We start from the raw sequence: 22,498 nt of genomic DNA, 5'->3' as shown, positions 1-22,498 counted from the left end.
GTTTATTGTTCTGGAAAAAATTTGAGGTCGATGGCCCACCTGAGGAATAACAGGCAATCTGTCCAAAAGCTTGAGCGACAGGGATAGGTGGGAGTCTCCGGAATTTAGTATGCTATCAATCTTGACGCAGGTAAATAACGTTTTCTTATCGATGTTGCATCCAGCGTATTGAAGAACACGGGCGCCGTCCAAATTTTCGATATGGCGCCTACTTGTTCTCAGCCGCCCGGGTCCTGTCCGAATTACCGTTTCTGAAGCCTTATGCAATCAACTTCCATCAAAACCGTCGAGTTTGAACGCCCGCAAATGGAGACTGGCACCAGTTGCGTGGCGAATGCCTGGGCACGGGTGCCGCTTGCGCCATCCCCCGCGGAAAAAGCCGAACTCAAGGCCCGGATCAAGCGTCTCCTGAAAGAGCAGCAGGCCGTGCTGGTGGCGCACTATTATGTCGATGCCGATTTGCAGGACCTGGCGGAGGAAACCGGCGGCTGCGTCTCCGATTCTCTGGAAATGGCGCGCTTCGGGCGCGACCACCCGGCCAAGACCCTGGTGGTGGCGGGTGTCAGGTTCATGGGGGAGACCGCGAAAATCCTGAGCCCGGAAAAGCGGGTGCTGATGCCTGACCTGGACGCAACCTGTTCGCTCGACCTCGGTTGCCCGCCCGACGAGTTCGCCGCTTTTTGCGACGCCCATCCCGACCGCACGGTGGTGGTGTATGCCAATACCAGCGCCGCAGTCAAGGCGCGCGCCGACTGGATGGTCACATCCTCGATCGGCCTGGAAATCGTGCAGCACCTGCATACGCAGGGCAAGAAAATCCTGTGGGCGCCGGACAAGCACCTCGGCAGCTATATCCAGAAGAAGACCGGCGCCGACATGCTGCTGTGGCAGGGTTCCTGCCTGGTGCATGACGAGTTCAAGGGCATTGAGCTGGAAATTTTGAAGCGCGAACATCCGCTGGCGAAAGTGCTTGTGCATCCGGAATCGCCGGAATCGGTCGTGGCGCAGGCGGATGTGGTCGGCTCGACTTCACAGCTGATCGCCGCAGTCCAGTCGCTCGATACGAAGGAGTTCATCGTGGCGACCGACAATGGCATCCTGCACAAGATGCGGATGGCGGCGCCCGGCAAAGTCTTTATTGATGCGCCGACCGCCGGCAACAGCGCAACCTGCAAGAGCTGTGCGCATTGCCCGTGGATGGCAATGAACGGACTGCAAAACCTGGCCGACGTGCTCGAGTCCGGACGCAACGAAATTCACGTCGACCCCGCAATCGGCCGTAAGGCTTATGTCTGCATCGACCGCATGCTGACGTTCGCGGCAGAACGCAAGGCGAATGTGCGCCCCGGCAGCGATCTGGCGAAAGAACAAAACCTTTTCTCTGGGATAGGTCCCGCATGAGCAGCTTGAAGAATCCGTTTGCACCGTTTGACGAAGCGCTGGCGGCTTCGTTTGAAGCGAATGTCCGCAGCGCGCTTGCCGAAGACGTCGGCACCGGGGATGTGACCGGCCTGCTGGTGCCGGAGCATGACGTATTCCGGGCTCGGGTGATCGTACGCGAGCCTGCGGTCCTCTGTGGCGCGCCCTGGTTCGAGGGCGTGATGACCCAGGTCGATCCTCGCATCCGAATCACCTGGCGTTATGCCGAGGGCGACATGATGGCGGCCGACAGCGAGGTCTGCGGGATTGAGGGGCCTGCGCGGTCGCTGTTGACTGCCGAGCGCGCCTCGCTGAATTTCCTGCAGTTGCTGTCCGGAGTGGCTACGGCCACCCGCCGTTATGTCGATGTGATTGCAGGCACGCGGTCGAAGATTCTCGACACCCGCAAGACCCTGCCGGGCCTGCGCCTGGCGCAGAAGTATGCGGTGCGCGTGGGTGGCGGTGCAAACCAGCGGCTGGCGCTATATGACGGCATCCTGATCAAGGAAAACCATATCGCGGCGGCTGGGGGCATCACGCAGGCAATGCGCAATGCGCTGGCACTGAATGCGCGCGTTCCGATCCAGATCGAGGTGGAGAATCTCGTCGAATTGCAGGAGGCGCTCAACGCCGGCGCAACATCGATCCTGCTCGACAATTTCACAACCGAGGCGATGAGTGAGGCGGTGCGGCTGACCAACGGCCGCGCGCTGCTGGAAGCGTCCGGCGGCATTAACATGGAAACGGTGCGCGCGATCGCGGAGACCGGCGTGGATCGCATTTCGATCGGCAGCCTGACCAAGGATGTGCGGGCGACGGATTATTCCTTGCGGATCATCGATTAGGCCAGTGCTCCGCTGCATGTGAAACAGCCCGGATGGCGCCATGCATCCGGGCTGTTTCGTTTTCGGGCGGATAGCTCCTACGCCTGCTTTCCTGCCGGCGTGAGTACCGTCGGCAGCGCCTTCGGCAAGGTATCCGGATAATCCTGGCTGAAATGCAGTCCACGGCTTTCCCGCCGAGACAGTGCGCTGTCCACGATGAGCGAAGCCACGTCGACCAGGTTGCGCAGTTCCAGCAGGTCGGGCGTGATGCGGAAGTGCGAATAGTATTCGTAGATCTCTTCCTTCAGCAACCGCAGGCGGTGCTGTGCGCGTTCCAAGCGCTTGGTGGTGCGGACGATGCCGACGTAGTTCCACATCGAACGGCGCAATTCATCCCAGTTGTGCGCGATGACCACTTCCTCATCTGCATCAGTCACCCGGCTCTCATCCCAGGCGGGCAGGGACATCTGCTTAGGTGTCGGTTGTCGCTCGATATCCTGCGCCGCTGCCCGTCCCAGCACGAGGCATTCCAGCAGCGAATTGCTCGCGAGGCGATTGGCGCCGTGCAGCCCGGTGTAGGCGGTTTCGCCGACGGCATACAGGCCCGGCAGGTCAGTGCGGCCATGCATGTCGGTGACGACGCCGCCGCAGGTATAGTGGGCTGCCGGCACGACCGGAATCGGCTGCCTGGTGATGTCAATGCCGAACTCCATGCAACGGGCATAAATCGTCGGAAAATGCTCTTTCAGGAATTCCGGCGACTGGTGGCTGATGTCGAGGTCGACATAGTCGAGGCCGCGCTTTTTCATTTCAAAGTCGATGGCGCGCGCAACCACATCGCGCGGCGCCAGTTCGCCGCGCTCGTCGTGTTCCGGCATGAAGCGCTTCCCTGCAGCTGCTCCTGCCTGCGCCGGCAGCTTGAGGACGCCGCCTTCGCCGCGTACCGCTTCGCTGATCAGGAAGGACTTCGCATAAGGGTGATAGAGGCAGGTCGGATGGAACTGGATGAATTCCATGTTGGCCACGCGGCAGCCGGCGCGCCATGCCATTGCGATGCCGTCTCCGGTGGCGGTGTCGGGATTGGTGGTGTAGAGATACACCTTGCCCGCGCCGCCGGTGGCCAGCACCGTTTGGTCGGCCGCGAGGGTGATGACCTTGCCGCTGTCGATGTCCTGTACGTACACGCCGACGCAGCGCGGATTGCCGATGCCCGGAGTGACACGGTCCGACTTGATGACGTCGATCGCGATGTGGTTCTCGAGGATGGTGATATTCGGATGGGAGCGTGCCTGCCGCTCGAGGGTGACCTGCACGGCATGGCCGGTCGCATCCGCCGCGTGAATGATACGGCGCTGGCTGTGGCCGCCTTCCCGGGTGAGGTGGTAGCCGAGTTCGGCGGTGGGATCGCGCGTAAAGGGCACGCCTTGCTGGATCAGCCAGTCGATCGCGGCGCGTCCGTGTTCGACGATGTAGCGCGTGGCGCCCTCGTCGCACAAGCCTGCGCCCGCAATCAGCGTGTCGGAGATATGCTGTTCGGCACTGTCGCGCGAATCGAGCACCGCCGCAATGCCTCCCTGCGCCCAGTTGCTGGCGCCGTCCAGAAGACTGCGCTTCGAAATCACGGCAACCTTGCGGCTTTGTGCCAGGTGCAGCGCGACAGACAGGCCTGCCAGACCGCTGCCGATGATGGCGACGTCAAATTTCATAAGATAGCTATTACCGGATTGTGTTTTCATTACAATGTCGAGCCCGATATCTTACCACTTGGAAATTTTTATTCCTTGCGGCTGCGGGTGCGGAACCGCCGTATAAACCACCGTTTGCAAGCCTGGATACACCATGACCCAATTGCTGAAAAAAATTGCCATCGCATTGGCCATTCTCGTGCTGGCGCTGGCTGCAGCCCTGTTCTGGTACCGCAGTGCAAGCCAGCCGCAGATCAGTGGCACGCAAACCCTGTCCGGGCTGAACGAGCCGGTCGACATTGTGCGCGATGCCGAAGGTATACCGCATATCTACGCAAAGACGATTGTCGATGCCTATTTTGCGCTCGGTTTTGTCCATGCGCAGGATCGCTTGTGGCAACTGGAGATGAATCGCCGCATCGCGTCGGGCCGAATGGCGGAAATCCTCGGCCCGAAGGTGCTGGACACCGACCGTTTCCTGCGCACGCTTGGCATCCGGCGCAATGCGGAAAGAATCCTGGCCAATCTCTCGAACGAAACGCGGTCCGGACTGGATGCGTATGCTGCGGGAATCAATGCCTATCTCGCCAACCGCAAAGGGCCCCTGCCGCCGGAATTCCTGCTCACCGGGGCGCCCGCCCCATCGCGCTGGGAGCCGGTCGACTCCATCGGCTGGCAGACCATGATGGCCTGGGACCTGGGTGCCAACTGGTCGCAGGAACTGCTGAGGATGCGACTGTCGCAGCGCCTGTTGCTGGAGCAGATCAATGAATTCCTGCCGCCGTATCCGGGGGACGCACCGCTGAAGACCCGGGATTACACCCGCTTCTACCGCGAACTGGCGGGCACCACCCGGCAGCTTGCCAAGGTGGCATCGATTGCTCCGCCTTCCTATGTGGAAGGCATGGGCTCGAATAACTGGGTTGTGAGCGGAGCACTATCGGAAAGCGGCAAACCCCTGCTGGCGAATGACCCGCATCTCGGCCTGACCGCGCCGGCGCTTTGGTATTTCGCGCACGTCTCGGCGCCCGGCCTGAATGCGATCGGCGCCACGCTGCCCGGCATTCCGGGCGTGGTGCTTGGCCGCAATGACAGGATCGCGTGGGGCTTCACCAACACGGCGCCGGATGTGCAGGACTTGTACATCGAGCAGATCAATCCGGAGAATCCGGAGCAGTACCGGACGCCGGACGGATGGGCGGGTTTCACCGTGTACAAGGAAATCATCAAGGTCAAGGGGCAGCCCGACGTCGATCTCGTCGTCAGGGAAACCCGCCATGGCCCCATCATCACCGGCGCGCTGCCCATTCTGGACAAGGCCTCGCTCGACGCCCGGAAATACGCAGTCGCCTTTGCGTGGACGGCGCTGCGGCCTGACGACCTGACTCTGCAGGCCGGGATGAAAATGAATCGGGCACGGAACTGGCAGGAGTTCCTCGAAGGCGCGAAGGATTTCGCATCGCCGCAGCAGAACATGGTGTATGCCGATGTCGATGGCAACATCGGCTATATCGCGCCGGGACGCGTGCCCATCCGCAAGCCGGAAAATGACTTGAAGGGGCTGGCTCCGGCACCCGGGTGGGATGCCCGCTACGACTGGTCCGGATTCATTCCCTTTGAGCGCTTGCCGCGCCAGTACAATCCCGCCAGCCAGCGCATCGCCACCGCCAACCAGAAAATCGTCGGGCCGGATTATCCGTACTTCCTGACCAGCGAATGGAGCCTGCCTTATCGCGCGGACCGCATCAATCAATTGCTGGATGCATGGGCAAAGCACAGCATGGGCAGCTTCGCCAAAATCCAGGGAGACGATGTCTCGCTGGCTGCGCGCGAAATCCTGCCGGTTCTGCTCAAGACCAGCCCGCGTTCGGAGCGTGCGAAACACGCGCTTGCCCTATTGGCGAAATGGGATGGCGCAATGGATGCCAACCGGGCCGAGCCGCTGATTTTCAATGACTGGCTGCGCGCGGCATCCTGGCAGATTTTTTCGGATGAATTGGGCGAGCCGCTGATGAGGGATTACTGGGAGCAGCGCAACGTGCATCAGCCCATGGTGAACGTTCTGCTGAACAGGAACGGGCAGGGCAGGTGGTGCGCCGACGTCAGCAAGCCGCAGGGGGCGAAGGCTCAGGATTGCGGAGAGTTGCTGGCCGCATCGCTGGAGACCGCGCTGGATGACCTGGAACGCCGCTACGGTGCCGACATGGGTAAATGGAAATGGGGCAAGGCGCACATGGCACGCTCCGAGCATCGTCCTTTCAGCAAGGTCGAGCCGCTCGCGAAGATGTTCGATATCCGTGTCGAATCGCCTGGCGATACCTACACGGTGAATGTCGGCCGCTACAACCTGAAGGATGAAAAGGAGCCATTCACCAATCATCATGCGTCCAGCCTGCGCGCATTGTACGACTTGTCTAACCTGGAAAACTCGCGCTTCATCCATTCCACCGGACAGTCTGGCAATGTGCTGTCGCCGCTGTACCGGAACTTTGCGCAGCGCTGGGCAGAGGTGGCTTACCTGCCGATGAAAACCAGGCGTGAGGATATCGAGAAGGGGGCGCTGGGCACTCTGACGCTCAACCCGGCAAGACATTGAGCTCGGGAGCGGCGGCGCTTGCCGGCCTTGCTGACAAGCGCCACGCCTTCAAGGGAAACTGCCTCAGGCCTTGACCGGCTTCACCTTGGCGGCGGCCTCCTTTGCCCGGACACGTGCAGTGTCCACATCATCGGCCGTTGCCAGCGCCACGCCCATGCGGCGGCGTTCGAAGGACTCCGGTTTGCCGAACAGGCGGATGTCGGCACCCGGCACGCGCAGCGCTTCGGCCACACCCTCAAATGCGATCCCCTTGGCCTCATGCTGGCCGTAGATCACCGCCGATGCGCCGGGTGCCCTCAGGGCGGTATTGACGGGCAGGCCGAGGATGGCTTTCGCATGCAGTTCGAATTCGCTCTGAACCTGGCTTGCCATCGTCACCATGCCGGTGTCATGCGGGCGCGGACTGACTTCCGAGAACCAGACCATGTCATCCTTGACAAACAGTTCGACGCCGAATATGCCCAGGCCGCCGAGGTTGTCGGTCACCGCCTTGGCGATCTCGCGCGACTTGGCGAGCGCCGCTGGGCGCATGGCATGCGGCTGCCAGGATTCCACATAATCGCCTTTTACCTGGACATGGCCGATCGGCTCGCAGAAATGGGTTTCGACCTTGCCATCCTTCCCGAGCGCACGCACTGTCAGCTGGGTGATTTCATAGTCGAAATCGACAAACCCCTCGACGATGACCCGGCCGGCGTTCACGCGGCTGCCGGCCGCCGCGTAATTCCACGCTGCCTCCATTTCATCGGGGCCATCGATTTTCGACTGGCCCTTGCCGGAAGATGACATCACCGGCTTGATCACGCAGGGGAATCCGATCTCCTTGCATGCTGCCTGCAACTCTTCCAGGCTGTCGGCAAAGCGGTAGGGCGAAGTCGGCAAGCCGAGTTCTTCGGCGGCGAGGCGTCGTATGCCTTCGCGGTTCATGGTGAGCCAGGCAGCGCGCGCAGTCGGGATGACGGTCGCCTTGCCAGCCTTTTCGAGTTCCATCAGGGTAGGCGTTGCGATTGCCTCGATTTCCGGCACGACCAGATCCGGCTTTTCCTGTTCGATCAGCGCTGCGAGGGCTGCGCCATCGGCCATATTGATCACATGGGCGCGATGAGCCACCTGATGTCCGGGGGCGTTCGGGTAGCGATCCACCGCGATGACTTCCACGCCCAGGCGCTGCAGGGCGATGATTACTTCTTTTCCCAGCTCGCCTGAGCCGAGAAGCATGACCTTGACGGAGGAGGGGGAAAGCGGCGTGCCTAGTCGGAATGGAGTTTTCATCATGGTGTGGGCAGGGTAGAGGTTGCGGAACGGAATGTGCTGGCTGCGCGCCGGACGTGAACTTGCATATGCTTTGCAAACGCAGCGGGACGATATCAAATCCGGCGGCTTTTGCCCAGTCCGGAGACAGGGACCCGGGATTGCGCCGAGAAATTTCCGGAACCGCCACGGCTTGGCCGCGTCACTGGAAATTGGATTCGCAATAAAAAAGCCGCCAGGCAGGCTAGCGGCTTCCGGAGAACGGGCTATTGCAGCCCACTGCAAGCGATGGTCAGTCGCCTGCGTAAATGTCGCGGTCCTTGGTTTCCTTGATGAACAGCGTGCCGATCACGAAAGTGGCCAGGGCAATGATGATCGGATACCAGAGGCCGTAATAGATGTCGCCCTTGTAAGCTACCAGCGCGAACGAGGTGGTCGGCAGCAGACCACCGAACCAGCCGTTGCCGATGTGATAGGGCAGCGACATGGAGCTGTAGCGGATGCGGGTCGGGAACATCTCGACCAGCATGGCGGCGATCGGGCCATACACCATGGTGACGTAGATCACCAGGATCGTCAGCAGAACGAGCAGCATGCCCTTGTTCATCTGGGCCGGATCAGCTTTCGCAGGGTAACCGGCGGCCTTGATCGCATCGCCGATATCCTTCTTGAATGCCTTATCCTTTGCCGCCGCTTCTTCCTTGGACAAGCCGGTAGCATCGTAACCCGGGATGACCTTGTCACCGATCTTGATGGAAGCGAGGGTACCGGCCGGTGCGGCAACGGTGTCGTAGCTTACCGACGAGTTCGCCAACACGGTACGGGCGATGTCGCAGGAAGAAGTGAAGGTCTTGGTGCCGGTCGGGTTGAACAGGAACTGGCATTTGCTGGGGTCGGCAGTAACGACGACCGGTGCATTGTTGATCGCCGATTCCAGGGCCGGATTGCCGTAGTGCGTGATCGCCTTGAAGATCGGGAAGTAGGTGACTGCAGCGATCAGGCATCCCGCCATGATGATGGGTTTGCGGCCGATCTTGTCGGAAAGCGAGCCAAACACGATGAAGAAAGGCGTGCCGATTGCGAGCGCGCCGGCGATGAGCAGGTTGGCCGTCGGGCCGTCGATCTTCAGCGTCTGGGTCAGGAAGAACAGCGAGTAGAACTGACCCGTGTACCAGACAACTGCCTGGCCGGCGGTCAGGCCGATCAGGGCAAGAATGACGATCTTCAGGTTCTTCCACTCGGCGAAGGATTCCTTGAGCGGCGCTTTGGAAGTCTTGCCTTCCGCTTTCATCTTGGCGAATGCCGGCGATTCATTCATCGACAGGCGAATCCAGACCGAGATGGCCAGCAGGAAGACGGAGAGCAGGAAGGGAATACGCCAGCCCCAGTCGGCAAATGCCGTTTCGCCAACGGCAGTCCGGGTGCCCAGGATGATCAGCAGGGACAGGAACAAGCCCAGCGTGGCGGTGGTCTGGATCCAGGCGGTGAACGAGCCGCGCTTGCCATGCGGTGCATGCTCGGCCACGTAAGTGGCAGCGCCACCGTATTCTCCGCCGAGTGCCAGGCCCTGCAGGATCCGCAGCGAAATCAGGATGATCGGCGCGGCGATGCCGATCGATGCATAGCTTGGCAGCAGGCCGACGATGAAGGTGGAAAGACCCATGATCAGGATCGTCACCAGGAAGGTGTACTTGCGGCCGATCATGTCGCCCAGGCGGCCGAATACCAGAGCGCCGAAGGGACGGACGATGAAGCCCGCCGCGAATGCGAGCAGGGCGAAGATGAATGCCGTGGTCGGATCGGTTCCCGCGAAGAATTGTTTCGCGACGATGGAAGCGAGCGAACCGTAGAGATAAAAGTCGTACCATTCGAACACGGTGCCGAGCGAAGATGCGAAAATCACTTTCCGCTCTTCGGCTGTCATGCCGCGTGCAGCAGTTGCAGGTACTGTCTGTGCTGTCGCCATGCTGGTCTCCTCAATTAATAATATGAATGTGCAAAGTCTGATCGCGCATATGTTGCACGGGACGAGTGTGCGACTCGAAGCTTACGGCAAGCTTGCTTGAAACTTACAGAACCTTACAGAGAAGGCCGAATGCCCGTTTTCTTGACCTAGGTTAACGTCGTTTTTTACCGCTTATGCTCCCTTATTTTTTGCGAACGATCGTGCTAATAATGTGATATTCTGCATCTCGTCATTCCCTGACTACTCATCAAAACAAGGACATTCCGGCCACGCCGGTCCAAATACCGATCTCACTCAAGGAGCACTCAAATGACTGACGCCGTCATCGTATCCACCGCCCGTACCGGCCTTGCCAAATCCTGGAAAGGTGCATTCAACATGACCCATGGTGCCACGATGGGTGGCCACGTCGTCAAGGCAGCCATCGAGCGCGCCAGGATCGAGCCGGGCGAAGTGGAAGACGTGATCATGGGCTGCGCCACGCCGGAAGGTGCAACTGGCAGCAACATCGCGCGCCAGATTGCATTGCGCGCCGGCTGCCCAGTGACCACCGCAGGCATGACGATCAACCGTTTCTGCTCCTCTGGACTGCAAACCATCGCTACCGCGGCCCAGCGCATCATTGCGGGCGAGGGCGATATCTATGTGGCGGGCGGCGTCGAGGCCATCTCCTGCGTGCAGCAGGAAGCCAACCAGCACATGCTGGCCGAAGTCTGGCTCAAGAAGAACAAGCCCGAAATCTACTGGCCGATGCTGCAGACGGCTGAAACCGTCGCCAAGCGCTACAACATCAGCCGCGAACGCCAGGATGAGTACGGCGTGCAAAGCCAGCTCCGCGCCGCAGCGGCGCAGGCGGCCGGCAAGTTCAATGACGAGATCGTGCCGATGACGACGATCATGGGCGTGGCGGACAAGGAAACCGGCATGCTGATGACGAAGGAAGTTACGATTTCCGCTGACGAAGGCATCCGTGCCGACACCACTTATGAAGGTGTCTCGAAAATTCGTCCGGCGATTCCGGGCGGCGTGATCGCCGCAGGCAATGCGAGCCAGTTCTCCGACGGCGCGGCAGCGACCGTCGTCATGAACAGCAAGGTCGCCGAGGCGAAAGGACTGCAGCCGCTCGGTATTTACCGCGGCTTCGCGGTTGCCGGCTGCGAACCGGATGAAATGGGAATCGGCCCGGTATTCGCGATCCCCAAGCTGCTCAAGAAAGCCGGTTTGAAAGTCGAAGACATCGGCCTGTGGGAATTGAATGAAGCATTTGCCGTGCAAGTGCTGTACTGCCGCGACAAGCTCGGCATCCCCGCGGACCGGTTAAATGTCAACGGTGGCGCGATCGCGGTCGGCCATCCTTACGGCGTGTCAGGTGCGCGCCTGACCGGGCATGCCTTGATCGAAGGCAAACGCCGTGGCGTGAAATATGTCGTCGTCACCATGTGTATCGGCGGCGGGCAGGGAGCCGCAGGCCTGTTCGAAGTGGTCTGATCCTCCGGTCAGGCAGTTCCAACGACAATCAATTCCTGTTCGCCCCTGGCGCGGCAGTCCTGCCTGCGCCAGGGCCGGAGACTCAACATGCAATCCAAGATCCTTTCCCGCCGCGACCTCGATTTCCTGCTCTACGAATGGCTGGACGCAGAATCGCTCACCAGGCGCACGCGCTATGCGGACCATTCCCGCGAAACGTTCAACGCTGCGCTCGATACCTGCGAACAGATCGCAACCGACCTCTTCGCGCCGCACAACAAGAAGAATGACCAGCAGGAACCTCACTTCGATGGCGAGACGGTTCACATCATTCCCGAAGTGAAGACCGCGCTGAAAGCGTTCTGCGATGCCGGCCTGATGGCAGCCGGACAGGATTATGAACTCGGCGGCATGCAGTTGCCGGTGCTGGTGGAGAAGGCCGGCCTGAGCTATTTCAAGGGTGCCAATATCGGCACGTCCGCCTATCCCTTCCTGACCATTGGCAATGCCAATACGCTGCTTAAGCACGGTACGCCGGAGCAGATCGATACCTTCGTCAAGCCGATGATGGCGGGGCGTTTCTTCGGCACCATGTGCCTGTCGGAACCGCAGGCCGGCTCTTCGCTGTCCGACATCACCACGCGTGCCGAACTACAGGAAGACGGAGCCTACCGCCTGCGCGGAAACAAGATGTGGATTTCCGCTGGCGAGCACGAGCTGTCGGAAAACATCGTGCATCTCGTCCTGGCCAAGATTCCCGATGCCGAGGGCAAACTCATTCCCGGCGTGAAAGGTATTTCACTGTTCATCGTGCCGAAGAAACTCGTCAACCCGGATGGTTCCATCGGCGAGCGCAATGACGTGGTGCTGGCGGGCCTGAATCACAAGATGGGTTACCGTGGCACCACCAACTGCCTGCTGAATTTCGGCGAAGGCAAGTTCAAGCCCAAGGGCAAGGCCGGTGCGATTGGCTACCTGGTCGGCGAGCCGCACAAGGGCTTGAGTTACATGTTCCACATGATGAACGAAGCCCGCATCGGCGTCGGCCTGGGCGCAGTCACGCTGGGTTACACCGGCTACCTGCATGCATTGGAATACGCGCGCGAGCGGCCGCAGGGCCGGCATCCGATGGCAAAGAATCCGGCCGACCCGCAGATCCCGATCATCCAGCACACGGATGTGAAGCGCATGCTGCTGGCACAAAAATCCTACGTGGAAGGTGGCCTTGCGCTGAACCTTTATTGCGCCCGTCTGGTCGACGAGGAGAGGACTGGCGAATCCGAGCAGGAGCGCAGGCATGCTGCGCTGCTGCTGGATATCCTGACGCCGATCGCCAAGTCCTGGCCTTCCCAATGGTGCCTCGAAGCTAACAGCCTTGCCATCCAGGTCCACGGCGGATACGGCTATACCCGTGAATACAATGTCGAGCAGTTTTACCGTGACAACCGGCTCAATCCTATCCATGAGGGCACGCACGGCATCCAGGGGCTCGACCTGCTTGGCCGGAAGGTGTCGATGCAGAACGGCGCAGCCTTCAAGGCGCTCGGTGGCGAAGTCCAGAAGACGATTGCAAAGGCAATCGACGTGCCCGCACTCGCGGGCTATGCCAAATCCCTCGGGGCCGCCATTCAGCGGATCGCTGCCGTCACCGAGAAGCTGTATGCGGCCGGCGACATGAACAAGACCCTGGCCAATGCCTCGGTTTACCTGGAAGCGTTTGGCCACACCGTTGTCGCCTGGATCTGGCTTGAGCAGGCGCTGCGGGCAGTCGGCAAGGCGGGACACGATGCCGATTTCTACAAGGGCAAGCTGCAGGCCTGCGCATTCTTCTTTAAATGGGAACTGCCGAAGGTGCATACGCAGCTCGACCTGTTGGAAAGCATCGATACCACCGCGCTCGATATGCAGGATGCGTGGTTCTGATTTTCCGGAGAATAGCAATGCTGAAACACATCGTGATGTGGAAACTGAAGGACCATGCGGAAGGTGCCGACAAGGCGCACAACGCCGCAAAGATGAAGGAAATGCTGGACGCCTGCTCAGATATCGTTCCGGGTATCTTGCGGTTTGAAACCGCTGTCGCCCAGCTCGGCCTGGAAGCAACTTATGACGTGGTGCTGTATTCGGAATTCGAATCCAAGGCGGCTCTCGATGCCTACCAGGAGCATCCGAAGCATGTCGCGCTGAAGCCCTTCTTTGGCGCTGTGCGCGAAGCCCGACAGTGCATGGATTACGAAATCTGACGGCACCAGAAATCAACCGAAGCAAGGAGACAAGATGCGCACCATCCAGCAATTATTCGACCTCAAGGGCAAGACGGCACTGGTGACCGGCGGCTCGCGCGGCCTGGGCCTGCAGATCGCGGAAGCCCTGGGAGAACAGGGCGCGAAACTCGTGCTGACTTCCCGCAAGCAGGCCGACCTCGATGAAGCGGTCGCCCATCTCAAGCAGCGCGGCATCGAAGCGAGTGCAATCGCGGCCGACGTATCGCAGGAAGCCGCGATCGCTCCTCTGGTGGCAGAGGCCATCAGGCGGCTCGGCCATATCGATATCCTGATCAACAATGCAGGCGCCACCTGGGGCGCACCGGCGGAAGACTATCCGCTCGAAGCCTGGGACAAGGTGATGAACCTGAATGTGCGCAGCATTTTCCTGCTGGCGCAGGCGGTCGCGAAGCAGTCGATGATTCCGCGCAAGTACGGCCGCATCGTGAATGTCGCCTCGATCGCCGGCTTGTCCGGCAACGGTCCGAATTCGATGCAAACCATTGCCTACAATACCTCCAAGGGCGCGGTCGTAAATTTCACCCGCACCCTCGCCGGCGAATGGGGGCGTTACGGCATCACGGTCAATGCGCTTGCACCGGGATTTTTCCCGTCGAAGATGACCAAGGGAACGCTGGAGAAATTCGGAGCGGAAGAATTGTCCAAGCGCGCGCCGCTGCAGCGTATCGGCGACGATGAAGACTTGAAGGGCGCCGCAATGCTGTTCGCCTCGGACGCCGGGAAGCATATCACTGGCCAAGTTCTGGCGGTCGACGGCGGCGTATCGGCGGTGCATTGATGGATACTCCGAAGTCATTCCCTGTAGAGATTCCCTTCCTGCACGATCTTGGTGTGGAATTCCTGGGCATGGGCAACGGCGAGGCGCAAATTGCGCTGGACCTCAAGCCCCGGCATATGAACAGCTGGCAGGTGACGCACGGCGGCGTGACGATGACCCTGCTGGACGTGGTGATGTCGATGGCGGGACGCTCGCTCGATCCGGATGCGCGCGGCGGCGTGACGGTCGAAATGAAGACCAGTTTCCTGCAGCCGGGCGGCCAGCCCGGCGGGCGCGTGGTGGCAAAGGGCAAGGCTTTCCATCGCTCGACCACCATGTGCTTCTGCGAAGGCGAAGTCTGGAACGGCGACCGGCTGGTTGCCAAGGCAATGGGCACATTCAAATACCTGAAGCGCCTGGACACCGGTAAGAAGATGGAGCAGGAAGGACTGGGTGACGGCTGACCATCCGATCTGCGGATAAGGAGCGGAGGAGACAGACGCGCGACATGGCCGGCTTGTGCATTGTGCAGTGAAGACGATCAATCATTGAATAGAACAGCGAGCATCCCATGGCAACCTACCAACGCATCGTACTCGCCTCTCGTCCCATGGGAGAGGTGTCCCCTGAAAACTTTCGCCTCGAACAAGTGCCGGTGCCAACGATTGGCGCGGGCGAAGTCCTGGTTCGCAACCATTTCCTCTCGCTCGACCCGTACATGCGCATGCGCATGGAGGATGTGAAGAGCTATGCTGCGCCGCAAGCCTTGAACGAGGTGATGATCGGCGGCACCGTCGGAGAAGTGGTCGGGTCCAATAACCCCAAGTTTGCCGTCGGCGACAAGGTGCTCGGCATGCTCGGCTGGTCAGAAATGGGCGTGTCGGACGGCTCGATGCTGCGCAAGGTGGATACGAGCCATATCCCGCTGTCCGCGTATCTCGGCGCGGTCGGCATGCCCGGCATGACAGCCTGGTACGGCCTGACCCAGATCATGCAGCCGAAGGCAGGTGAAACCATTGTCGTTTCCGCCGCCAGCGGCGCGGTGGGAAGCGTGGTCGGCCAGCTGGCCAAGCTGCGCGGCTGCCGCGCGGTTGGCATCGCCGGAGGAGCGGAGAAATGTGCCTATGTGGTCGACGAACTCGGCTTCGACGCCTGCGTGGATTACAAGGCTGGCAATCTGGCTGCAGACCTGGCTGCGGCTACGCCAGACGGGATCGATGCCGTGTTCGAAAACGTGGGCGGGAAGATTTTCGATGAATGCCTTGCGCGCATGAATCCATTCGGCCGCATTGCGCTCTGCGGATTGATCGCTGGTTATGACGGGCAACCCATGCCGATCAACAATGTCCGCGCCTTCCTCACCATGCGCCTGACGATGCGCGGCTTCATCGTTTCCGAGCACCAGGACTTGTGGCCGCAGGGCTTGAAGGAACTCGGTGCGCTGGTGGCAGGCGGGAAGCTGAAATTCCGGGAATCGATAGCCCAGGGATTGGCGGCGGCGCCTGACGCCTTCATCGGCTTGCTGAAGGGAAGGAACTTCGGGAAACAATTGGTGAAGCTTGTCTGATTTCTGCATCTGCGCCGTCAACTGAAAAAATCCATTCCTGGAGGATGACATGAAAAATTTCGAGAACAGGGTCGCCGTGATCACCGGCGGGGCAAGCGGATTCGGCCGCGAATTCGCGCTGACCGCTGCCGGCCTTGGCATGAAACTGGTGCTGGCCGATGTGCAGCAGGACGCGCTCGACAAGACCAGGGCCGAGCTTGAGGCCAAGGGGGCGCAGGTTATCGCAGTCCCCTGCGATGTGCGCAAGGAAGAGGAAGTCCATGCATTGGCCGACGCGGCGATGAACACATTCGGCGCGGTGCACCTTGTGTTCAACAATGCTGGCGTGGGTTCCGGTGGACTGATCTGGGAAAATTCGAAAGCCGACTGGGAATGGGTGCTCGGCGTGAACCTGTGGGGCGTGATCCATGGCGTGCGCATCTTCACACCGCTGATGTTAGAGTGTGCCAAGCGCGAACCGGGCTATGAGGGCCACATCGTGAATACCGCGTCGATGGCCGGCTTGCTGAATGCGCCCAACATGGGCATCTACAACGTCTCCAAGCATGCCGTCGTATCGCTCTCGGAAACCCTGTATCACGACCTGCAGCTGGTCAAGGCTCCGATCGGCGCTTCGGTGCTGTGCCCTTATTTCGTGCCGACCGGGATCAGCCAGTCGCACCGCAACCGGCCGGAGGATGTGAAGAGCGACGCCGGCCCGACGCTGAGCCAGCTTGTCGCGCAGGCCGTGTCCGAAAAAGCGGTGTCGTCCGGGAAGGTGTCCGCCGCGGAAGTATCGGGGCGCACTTTTGATGCGATCAGGGAAGGCCGGTTTTACATCTATTCCCATCCGAATGCGCTCGGCAATGTACAGACCCGGATGGAAGACATTATCCAGCAGCGCAATCCGAGCGATCCCTTCGAGTCGGCACCGCAGATCCGCCAACTGCTGCGGGAGAAGCTGAACGTCGCATAAAGCAGTAATTCACTTGATCGCATGGGAGCCGAAACATGCCAGCCGCCATCCAGGAAAACCAGTTCGCCGCGCTTCCAAACGGCATCTGCTTGCATTACGCAAGCGCAGGCGAAAGGGGCAAGCCACTGATCCTCTTCGTCCATGGCTTTCCCGAGTTCTGGTACGAGTGGGAAGCGCAGCTGGCCGAATTCGGCACTGACCATTTTGCAGTCGCGCCTGACCTGAGAGGCTTCAACCTCTCCGACATGCCGGCTGATTTGTCCGCCTACAAGGCGAAACATATCGTCGACGACCTGCGCCTGCTGGCAGCGCAGCTGGAATACAAGAAATTCCTGATGGTGGCCCATGACTGGGGCGGGGCAATTGCGTGGAATTTCGCAATCGCGCTGCCCGAGTTGCTGCACAGGCTGATCATCATCAATGCGCCCCATCCCTATCTCTTCATGCAGGCCCTGGCTTCGGAGCCCGAGCAACAGGCGGCAAGCCAGTACATGAACTGGCTGCGCGCGGAAGGTTCGGAGGACAAGCTCGCGAAGGATGATTTCGCCCAACTGGAGGGCCTGCTGAGCGGCATGGGCAAGTCGCCGACGCCCTGGTTCACCGAAGACGTGCGTGCCAGATACCATGCGTGCTGGTCGCGCGGGCTTACCGGCGGTGTCAACTATTACCGGGCGTCGCCACTGCATCCGCCGACCGAGTCCAATTCGGGGCCGCTCAAGCTGCAGCTGAATCCGGCCGATTTCAGGGTCAAGGTGCCGATACGGGTGATCTGGGGCGAGCAGGATATCGCACTGCCCAAAGGCTTGCTGGATGGCCTTGACAAACTGGTCGATGATCTCAAGGTGGAGCGCATCGCCGAAGGATCGCACTGGGTGGTCCACGAGCAGCCTGGCCGGGTGAATGCGATCATCCGCCGATTCCTGAACGAGTGATTCAAGTGCCGCGCGGCGGCATTTCCCTTTCATCCCCCCACAATACTTAACATGGCACGTCAGGACTTCAGTTTCTTCCATCCGCTGCGCGTTCGCTGGGCGGAAGTGGATATGCAGGGCATCGTTTTCAATGGCCACTACCTCACGTATTTCGACGTCGCTTTTACGGAGTACTGGCGCGCGACCGGACTGCCAAGCGTGATTCAGCAGGCGGAGGAAGGGCGCGAAATGTTTGCGCGCAAGGCGACCATCGAGTATCTGGCACCGGCGCACTTCGACGACATGCTGGATATCGGAGTGCGCTGCGCCGGGTTCGGCCGGACTTCAGTGCGCTTCGTGATCGAAATCCATTGCGGCGAGGAACACCTGATTTCGGGTGAACTCGTGTATGTCTATGCCGATACGGCTGCACGCAAGGGCGTCGCCTTTCCGGAGCGGTGGCGTGATGTCATCACGAAATTCGAGCGGCTCGCGCCGGTTGAAGCGTGACTTACCATCTTACGCTCGGCGACTGGGATGCTCTCAAGAACGATGCCCAGCCGATCCGCTACGAGGTGTTCGTCACGGAGCAGAAGGTTCCGGTCGAACTGGAGTGGGATGAATGGGATGCAGAATGCCTGCATGCGCTCGTGCGCGATTCAAATGGAAATGCGCTTGGCACGGGGCGGCTGCTGCCTGACGGTCATATCGGCCGCATGGCCGTCAGGGCGGCGGCACGCGGACTCGGAATCGGCGGCATGATCCTGCGGGCACTCATGCAGGCGGCGAAGCAGCGGGGAGATGCTTCAGTCGTGCTGAATGCCCAAGTGCATGCCGCGCCTTTTTACGAGCGTTTCGGCTTCGTTCGCGAAGGCGAGGACTTCATGGAAGCCGGCATCCCCCACATTCAGATGCGGCACGGATTCCGCTGATCGACCGCGTACCCGGCGTCCTGAATGCCGCGCACTGGCCGTTCATGCAGCGTGGCGGTCTTGCCGGCAAGGAGTTTGACGACGGTCGACGTGCGGGTGCCGTAGTCGGGTGAATCGATGCAGACCGCCGACAGAATTCTTTCCCATTCGATGCTGACTCCGGTACGGGGAAGACGGCAATCGGATGGGCGGGTGCAGTCGGTCAGCATCTCGAAATACGCGTCGTCCGGCGCGCCCTGACATAGCAGGCTGGCGAATTGCGCCTTGGTCTTGACGACTTTTGGCCAGGGCGTGTCGAGTGTTGCGTTCGACAGACCGTAGATGCCCGGGGCAAGGGTTCGTCCGTTGCGCTCATCGTCGGGCGCGGCGTTGGAATACCAGATCAGTTTTTCGGCGTCGCCAACCAGGAGATTGAATCCATTGAATTCGCCAGCCTTGGGGGCAATGCTTGCGATGTATTCTTCGGCACTCGTGTGCCCGGCAAGATAATCGGACACGAGCATACCGCGGCTGGGAGCATTGTCACGTTTTTGGGAAGGGGCACGGATATTGGTCACTGCGGCGAATCGTCCGTCGCGCGTGATGCCCATCCAGGTGCCGCCGCAGCGCAAATCCCTTCCTGCATAAACGTTTGGATGATCGGTCCACCAGGTGGCCGGCATGGCAGGGCGGTCATAGAATTCGTCACGGTTTCCGGCTGCAATCAGCGGCATGCCGGGAATGACCTGCCAGGCGAAAACGATCAGGCACATGTAGAGCAATCCAAAAATATTTCAGTGTGGCGTTCGCCATCGATCAAAACGGACACGCCAGTCTGCAAAGCAGCGTTCGATGCAATCGCGTCGAAGCCTGCCGGCACATCGTAATAGACTTCCATCCACGTATGCCGGTCGTTCTTCGCCTCTGGCCGTCTTTTGAGTTTCGCGACGATACCATATTCCTGCGCAATCGATTGTTGCATCTCGGCGACCTTCACCTGCAGGACTGCCGCATGCGCAACCGGGACGCGATAGTAAATGTACAAATCGGTGTGCATTGGTTCTGCAGGCACGAAGGCCTGAGAGGACATGGGCGTCATGCGCCTTCCGGCAACGGATAAGGCAGTGCTCGGAACCCCAAGACGGGACCGGCAGCCGAGCCGACATGGACGGTACCTTCCTGCAGCGCGGCGGTCTTGATCTCGACCAGGCAGTCGAAGCCTCCGCTGGCATTGCGTTCCGCATTGACGATCATGCCGCAGGGCTGCTCCGGGTCGGCGCTGGAAAAGACTTCCATCGCTGCGCCGACGACGTCCTGTGCATCGGCCGAAGCCAGCACCATGCGGCGCTTCAGCTTGCCGAGGTATTGACTGCGCGCGACGATCTCCTGGCCCGGATAGCAACCCTTTTTGAAATTGACGCCGCCGATCAATTCAAAATTCACCATCTGCGGGACGAACTGTTCCTGAGTCGGCCTGGTGATTTGTGGCACACCCGCATGGATTTGGGATAGCCGCCAGACTGCGGTGGCTGACGGCGTCAGGGCTTGCACAAGTGCAGGCCATGCCTTTTCAACAGCGTCGGCGTCGGCGATCCATTGATATCTCGGTTCGCCGGATGCGTCTGCGACCCGGATCAGGGTGCCGTGTTCGGATTCTGTCTTTTGATAGGGTGCAGCAGGCACGGTAGGGAACAGGCCGGCAAGAACCTGTGCCGCCTGTGCGCCGGCCAGCCCGAGAACAGCCTTGCCTTCGGTCGCATCGGCGACTTTGACCTTGGCGCGCAAAACGAACATCTGCAGGCGCTTTTGCACTGGAGTCTGGATTTCCCTCGGCACCTGGAGGTAAATGGTGTCGCCTGTGCGCCACATCAGGAAAGTGGCAAGCAGGCGTCCTTTCGGCGAGCAGTATCCGGCAAGCCGTGCTTCGGCCTCGCCGAGGTGCTCGACATCATTGGTCAGTTGGTTGTGCAGAAAATTCGCCGCATCCGCACCAGTGAAGGCCATCAGGCCGAGGTCCGTCAGGGGCGCCACGAAAGCGGAAGCAGCCTTGCCGGCAGCGGAACATGCAAATGCCGCGACTTCCGGTACATCGCCACTGTTGACCTGTGCCCCCTGGCCTGTCAAAAATTGCAACCATCCGTTCATATGATCAGTCATAAATTCGGGAATCATTCATTTAGCGATTATCATCACGGCTCGATTATAGTGACGTGGTGAAAATCCGTCCGAACACCTCTCCGGATCCGCTCAAGCATGAAGGCATTTAGAAATTTTCTGATTTGCATCGTCATTTTGGCAATTGCATTCGCGGCAGGCTTCTTCTATTGGGCGAAGCAGCCGATCATTCCATCCGGTCGCTCTCCGATCGAATTTGCAATCAAGCCCGGCAGCAGCGTGAAGAGCAGTGCGCAGCAGATTGCCGACGCCGGTGTACCGGTGAATCCGACCTTGCTGGAGGTGCTGGCCCGGGCAACTGCCAAGAGTGCGAAGCTGAAGGCCGGAAATTATGAGCTCAAGCCCGGTACCACCCCGCTTGGACTGATCAATCAGCTGGTGCGCGGCGAATTTGCGCAGGAGGCCCTCGCCATCATCGAAGGCTGGACCTTCAAGCAAATGCGTGAAGCCATCGCCCAGCATCCCGCCCTGAAGCACGACACGGTGAACCTGTCGGACAAGGAACTGCTGGCGAAAATCACGGCCGACTTCAGCATGCCCGAAGGCCTGTTTTTCCCGGACACCTATCTCTTTGCGAAGAATTCGAGCGAGCTGCAGATCTACAAGCAGGCGCATGCAGCCTTGCTCAAGCGCTTGAATGAAGCCTGGGCACGCCGTGATCCGTCGCTGCCCTACAAGAAACCCTACGAAGCCCTGATCATGGCGTCGATCGTGGAAAAGGAGACCGGGCAGAAATCGGAACGCGACATGATCGCGGGCGTGTTCGTGAACCGACTGAAGAAGGGCATGCTGTTGCAGACGGACCCGACGGTCATCTACGGGATGGGCGACAAGTTCAAGGGCAACATCCGCAGGCGCGACCTGGAAACCGACACGCCGTACAACACCTATACCCGGGTGGGCCTGCCGCCGACGCCGATTGCCTTGCCGAGCGCCGCTTCGCTCGAGGCAGCCCTGAATCCGGCGCAAACGGACGCGCTGTATTTCGTCGCGCGCGGCGATGGCACGAGCGCATTTTCCAGCAATCTGGCTGACCATAACCGGGCGGTCGACAAATACCAGCGATAAGACGCGCACAGGAAAGGGAACGGGATCCATGGCAGCAGCGGGCAAATTCATTACCTTCGAAGGCATCGACGGCGCGGGCAAATCCACTCACCTGGGCTATGTCGCCGATCTGCTCGCGGCGCGCGGCCATACTGTTGTGATGACGCGTGAACCCGGCGGTACGCCTTTGGGGGAAAAGCTGCGTGAATTGCTGCTGCATGAAAAAATGCATCTGGAAACCGAGGCCCTGCTGATGTTCGCGGCGCGGCGTGAGCATATCGCCCAGGTTATCGAGCCGGCTCTCAAGCGCGGCGACTGGGTGATTTCCGATCGCTTCACCGATGCGACTTTCGCCTATCAGGGCGGGGGCAGGAAGCTGGATATCGGCAAACTGTCTGTCCTTGAGCAATGGGTGCATCCGCACTTGCAGCCGGACTTGACCCTGTTGTTCGACGTGCCGCTGGAAGTGGCCCGGACCCGGCTCGACGCTACTCGCACTCTGGACAAGTTTGAACGGGAAGAGGCGGAATTTTTCGCTGCCACCCGGGAAGGCTATCTGCGCCGGGCGGCCGAATTTCCGGGTCGATTCCGCGTCATCGACTCGACCAGGCCAATTCCGGAAGTTCATAAATTACTTGAAGAAGCGCTCGCAAGTATCTGATTACCGCAGAGGCGAGCTTCA

General features: G+C 60.2%; 21 protein-coding genes. 15 read left to right on the top strand and 6 right to left on the bottom strand.

Going from position 1 to position 22,498, the window contains the following annotated elements:
- Positions 1-261: 261 nt before the first annotated feature.
- Both nadA and nadC read left to right on the top strand, forming a co-directional pair.
- Positions 262-1,401: a quinolinate synthase NadA gene (gene nadA, locus HGHM_RS08205; RefSeq protein ID WP_019141038.1), complete on the top strand. Its 1,140-nt coding sequence runs from the start codon at positions 262-264 to the stop codon at positions 1,399-1,401.
- A complete protein-coding gene (gene nadC / locus HGHM_RS08200) occupies positions 1,398-2,264 on the top strand; it encodes a carboxylating nicotinate-nucleotide diphosphorylase (protein WP_019141037.1) in 867 nt (288 codons plus the stop codon). Before nadA ends, nadC begins: the two co-directional genes overlap by 4 nt.
- Positions 2,265-2,341: 77 nt before the next feature.
- On the opposite strand, the gene nadB is transcribed toward nadC, so the two are convergent.
- A complete protein-coding gene (nadB, locus tag HGHM_RS08195; RefSeq protein ID WP_019141036.1) occupies positions 2,342-3,949 on the bottom strand; it encodes an L-aspartate oxidase in 1,608 nt (535 codons plus the stop codon).
- Between the two features lie 133 nt (positions 3,950-4,082).
- Between nadB and HGHM_RS08190 the strand changes: the two genes are divergently transcribed.
- On the top strand, positions 4,083-6,524 hold the full coding sequence (locus HGHM_RS08190; RefSeq protein WP_019141035.1) for a penicillin acylase family protein: 2,442 nt from the start codon (positions 4,083-4,085) through the stop codon (positions 6,522-6,524).
- A 63-nt stretch (positions 6,525-6,587) separates the two neighbouring features.
- Here the strand turns inward: HGHM_RS08190 and purT are convergent, their stop codons facing one another.
- Both purT and HGHM_RS08180 read right to left on the bottom strand, forming a co-directional pair.
- Positions 6,588-7,796, bottom strand: coding sequence for a formate-dependent phosphoribosylglycinamide formyltransferase (purT, locus tag HGHM_RS08185; protein ID WP_026075819.1), 1,209 nt, complete (start codon positions 7,794-7,796; stop codon positions 6,588-6,590).
- Between the two features lie 271 nt (positions 7,797-8,067).
- Entirely contained in the window at positions 8,068-9,741 is a 1,674-nt protein-coding gene (locus HGHM_RS08180; RefSeq protein ID WP_026075818.1) for an MFS transporter, read from the bottom strand.
- Between the two features lie 309 nt (positions 9,742-10,050).
- Here HGHM_RS08180 and HGHM_RS08175 point away from each other — a divergent pair, with 309 nt between their 5' ends.
- The 10 genes from HGHM_RS08175 (at position 10,051) to HGHM_RS08130 (ending at position 18,615) form a co-directional block, all read left to right on the top strand.
- A complete protein-coding gene (locus tag HGHM_RS08175) occupies positions 10,051-11,229 on the top strand; it encodes an acetyl-CoA C-acyltransferase (RefSeq protein ID WP_019141032.1) in 1,179 nt (392 codons plus the stop codon).
- An 87-nt stretch (positions 11,230-11,316) separates the two neighbouring features.
- Positions 11,317-13,131 (top strand): acyl-CoA dehydrogenase, encoded by a 1,815-nt coding sequence (locus HGHM_RS08170; RefSeq protein ID WP_019141031.1) that lies wholly within the window; start codon positions 11,317-11,319, stop codon positions 13,129-13,131.
- A gap of 17 nt (positions 13,132-13,148) precedes the next feature.
- Positions 13,149-13,451 carry a Dabb family protein gene (locus HGHM_RS08165; protein WP_019141030.1) on the top strand — a complete coding sequence of 101 codons (303 nt, stop codon included), beginning with the start codon at positions 13,149-13,151 and terminating at the stop codon, positions 13,449-13,451.
- Positions 13,452-13,485: 34 nt separating this feature from the next.
- On the top strand, positions 13,486-14,271 hold the full coding sequence (locus HGHM_RS08160; protein ID WP_019141029.1) for an SDR family oxidoreductase: 786 nt from the start codon (positions 13,486-13,488) through the stop codon (positions 14,269-14,271).
- Positions 14,271-14,714 (top strand): PaaI family thioesterase, encoded by a 444-nt coding sequence (locus HGHM_RS08155; protein ID WP_019141028.1) that lies wholly within the window; start codon positions 14,271-14,273, stop codon positions 14,712-14,714. Before HGHM_RS08160 ends, HGHM_RS08155 begins: the two co-directional genes overlap by 1 nt.
- Before the next feature lie 107 nt (positions 14,715-14,821).
- Positions 14,822-15,817 carry an NADP-dependent oxidoreductase gene (locus tag HGHM_RS08150; protein WP_026075817.1) on the top strand — a complete coding sequence of 332 codons (996 nt, stop codon included), beginning with the start codon at positions 14,822-14,824 and terminating at the stop codon, positions 15,815-15,817.
- A 49-nt stretch (positions 15,818-15,866) separates the two neighbouring features.
- Positions 15,867-16,772 carry an SDR family oxidoreductase gene (locus HGHM_RS08145; RefSeq protein ID WP_019141026.1) on the top strand — a complete coding sequence of 302 codons (906 nt, stop codon included), beginning with the start codon at positions 15,867-15,869 and terminating at the stop codon, positions 16,770-16,772.
- Positions 16,773-16,807: 35 nt separating this feature from the next.
- Positions 16,808-17,704, top strand: a complete 897-nt coding sequence (locus HGHM_RS08140; RefSeq protein ID WP_019141025.1) for an alpha/beta fold hydrolase — start codon at positions 16,808-16,810, stop codon at positions 17,702-17,704.
- Between the two features lie 51 nt (positions 17,705-17,755).
- On the top strand, positions 17,756-18,193 hold the full coding sequence (locus HGHM_RS08135) for an acyl-CoA thioesterase (protein ID WP_019141024.1): 438 nt from the start codon (positions 17,756-17,758) through the stop codon (positions 18,191-18,193).
- The gene (locus tag HGHM_RS08130; protein ID WP_019141023.1) at positions 18,190-18,615 is read left to right on the top strand and encodes a GNAT family N-acetyltransferase; all 426 of its coding nucleotides are present in this window, start codon (positions 18,190-18,192) and stop codon (positions 18,613-18,615) included. Before HGHM_RS08135 ends, HGHM_RS08130 begins: the two co-directional genes overlap by 4 nt.
- Here the strand turns inward: HGHM_RS08130 and HGHM_RS08125 are convergent.
- From HGHM_RS08125 to ygfZ, 3 genes are read right to left on the bottom strand one after another with little or no spacing between them, the layout of a single operon-like run.
- On the bottom strand, positions 18,591-19,367 hold the full coding sequence (locus HGHM_RS08125) for an NRDE family protein (protein WP_019141022.1): 777 nt from the start codon (positions 19,365-19,367) through the stop codon (positions 18,591-18,593). The two genes, HGHM_RS08130 and HGHM_RS08125, sit on opposite strands and share 25 nt — an antisense overlap.
- The gene (locus tag HGHM_RS08120; protein ID WP_034348898.1) at positions 19,358-19,651 is read right to left on the bottom strand and encodes a DUF4936 family protein; all 294 of its coding nucleotides are present in this window, start codon (positions 19,649-19,651) and stop codon (positions 19,358-19,360) included. Before HGHM_RS08120 ends, HGHM_RS08125 begins: the two co-directional genes overlap by 10 nt.
- Before the next feature lie 38 nt (positions 19,652-19,689).
- Entirely contained in the window at positions 19,690-20,739 is a 1,050-nt protein-coding gene (gene ygfZ, locus HGHM_RS08115; protein WP_019141020.1) for a CAF17-like 4Fe-4S cluster assembly/insertion protein YgfZ, read from the bottom strand.
- A gap of 108 nt (positions 20,740-20,847) precedes the next feature.
- Between ygfZ and mltG the strand changes: the two genes are divergently transcribed.
- Both mltG and tmk read left to right on the top strand, forming a co-directional pair.
- Entirely contained in the window at positions 20,848-21,837 is a 990-nt protein-coding gene (gene mltG / locus HGHM_RS08110; protein ID WP_019141019.1) for an endolytic transglycosylase MltG, read from the top strand.
- Between the two features lie 28 nt (positions 21,838-21,865).
- Complete coding sequence (tmk, locus tag HGHM_RS08105; protein WP_019141018.1) at positions 21,866-22,477, top strand: dTMP kinase; 612 nt, start codon at positions 21,866-21,868, stop codon at positions 22,475-22,477.
- Positions 22,478-22,498 lie beyond the last annotated feature (21 nt).

The sequence above is a fragment of the Noviherbaspirillum massiliense JC206 genome (genome assembly GCF_000312045.1).
Classification (GTDB): domain Bacteria; phylum Pseudomonadota; class Gammaproteobacteria; order Burkholderiales; family Burkholderiaceae_D; genus Noviherbaspirillum; species Noviherbaspirillum massiliense.
The sequence above is the reverse complement of the archived record's forward strand: the minus strand, read 5'-3'. Positions and strand labels throughout refer to the sequence as shown.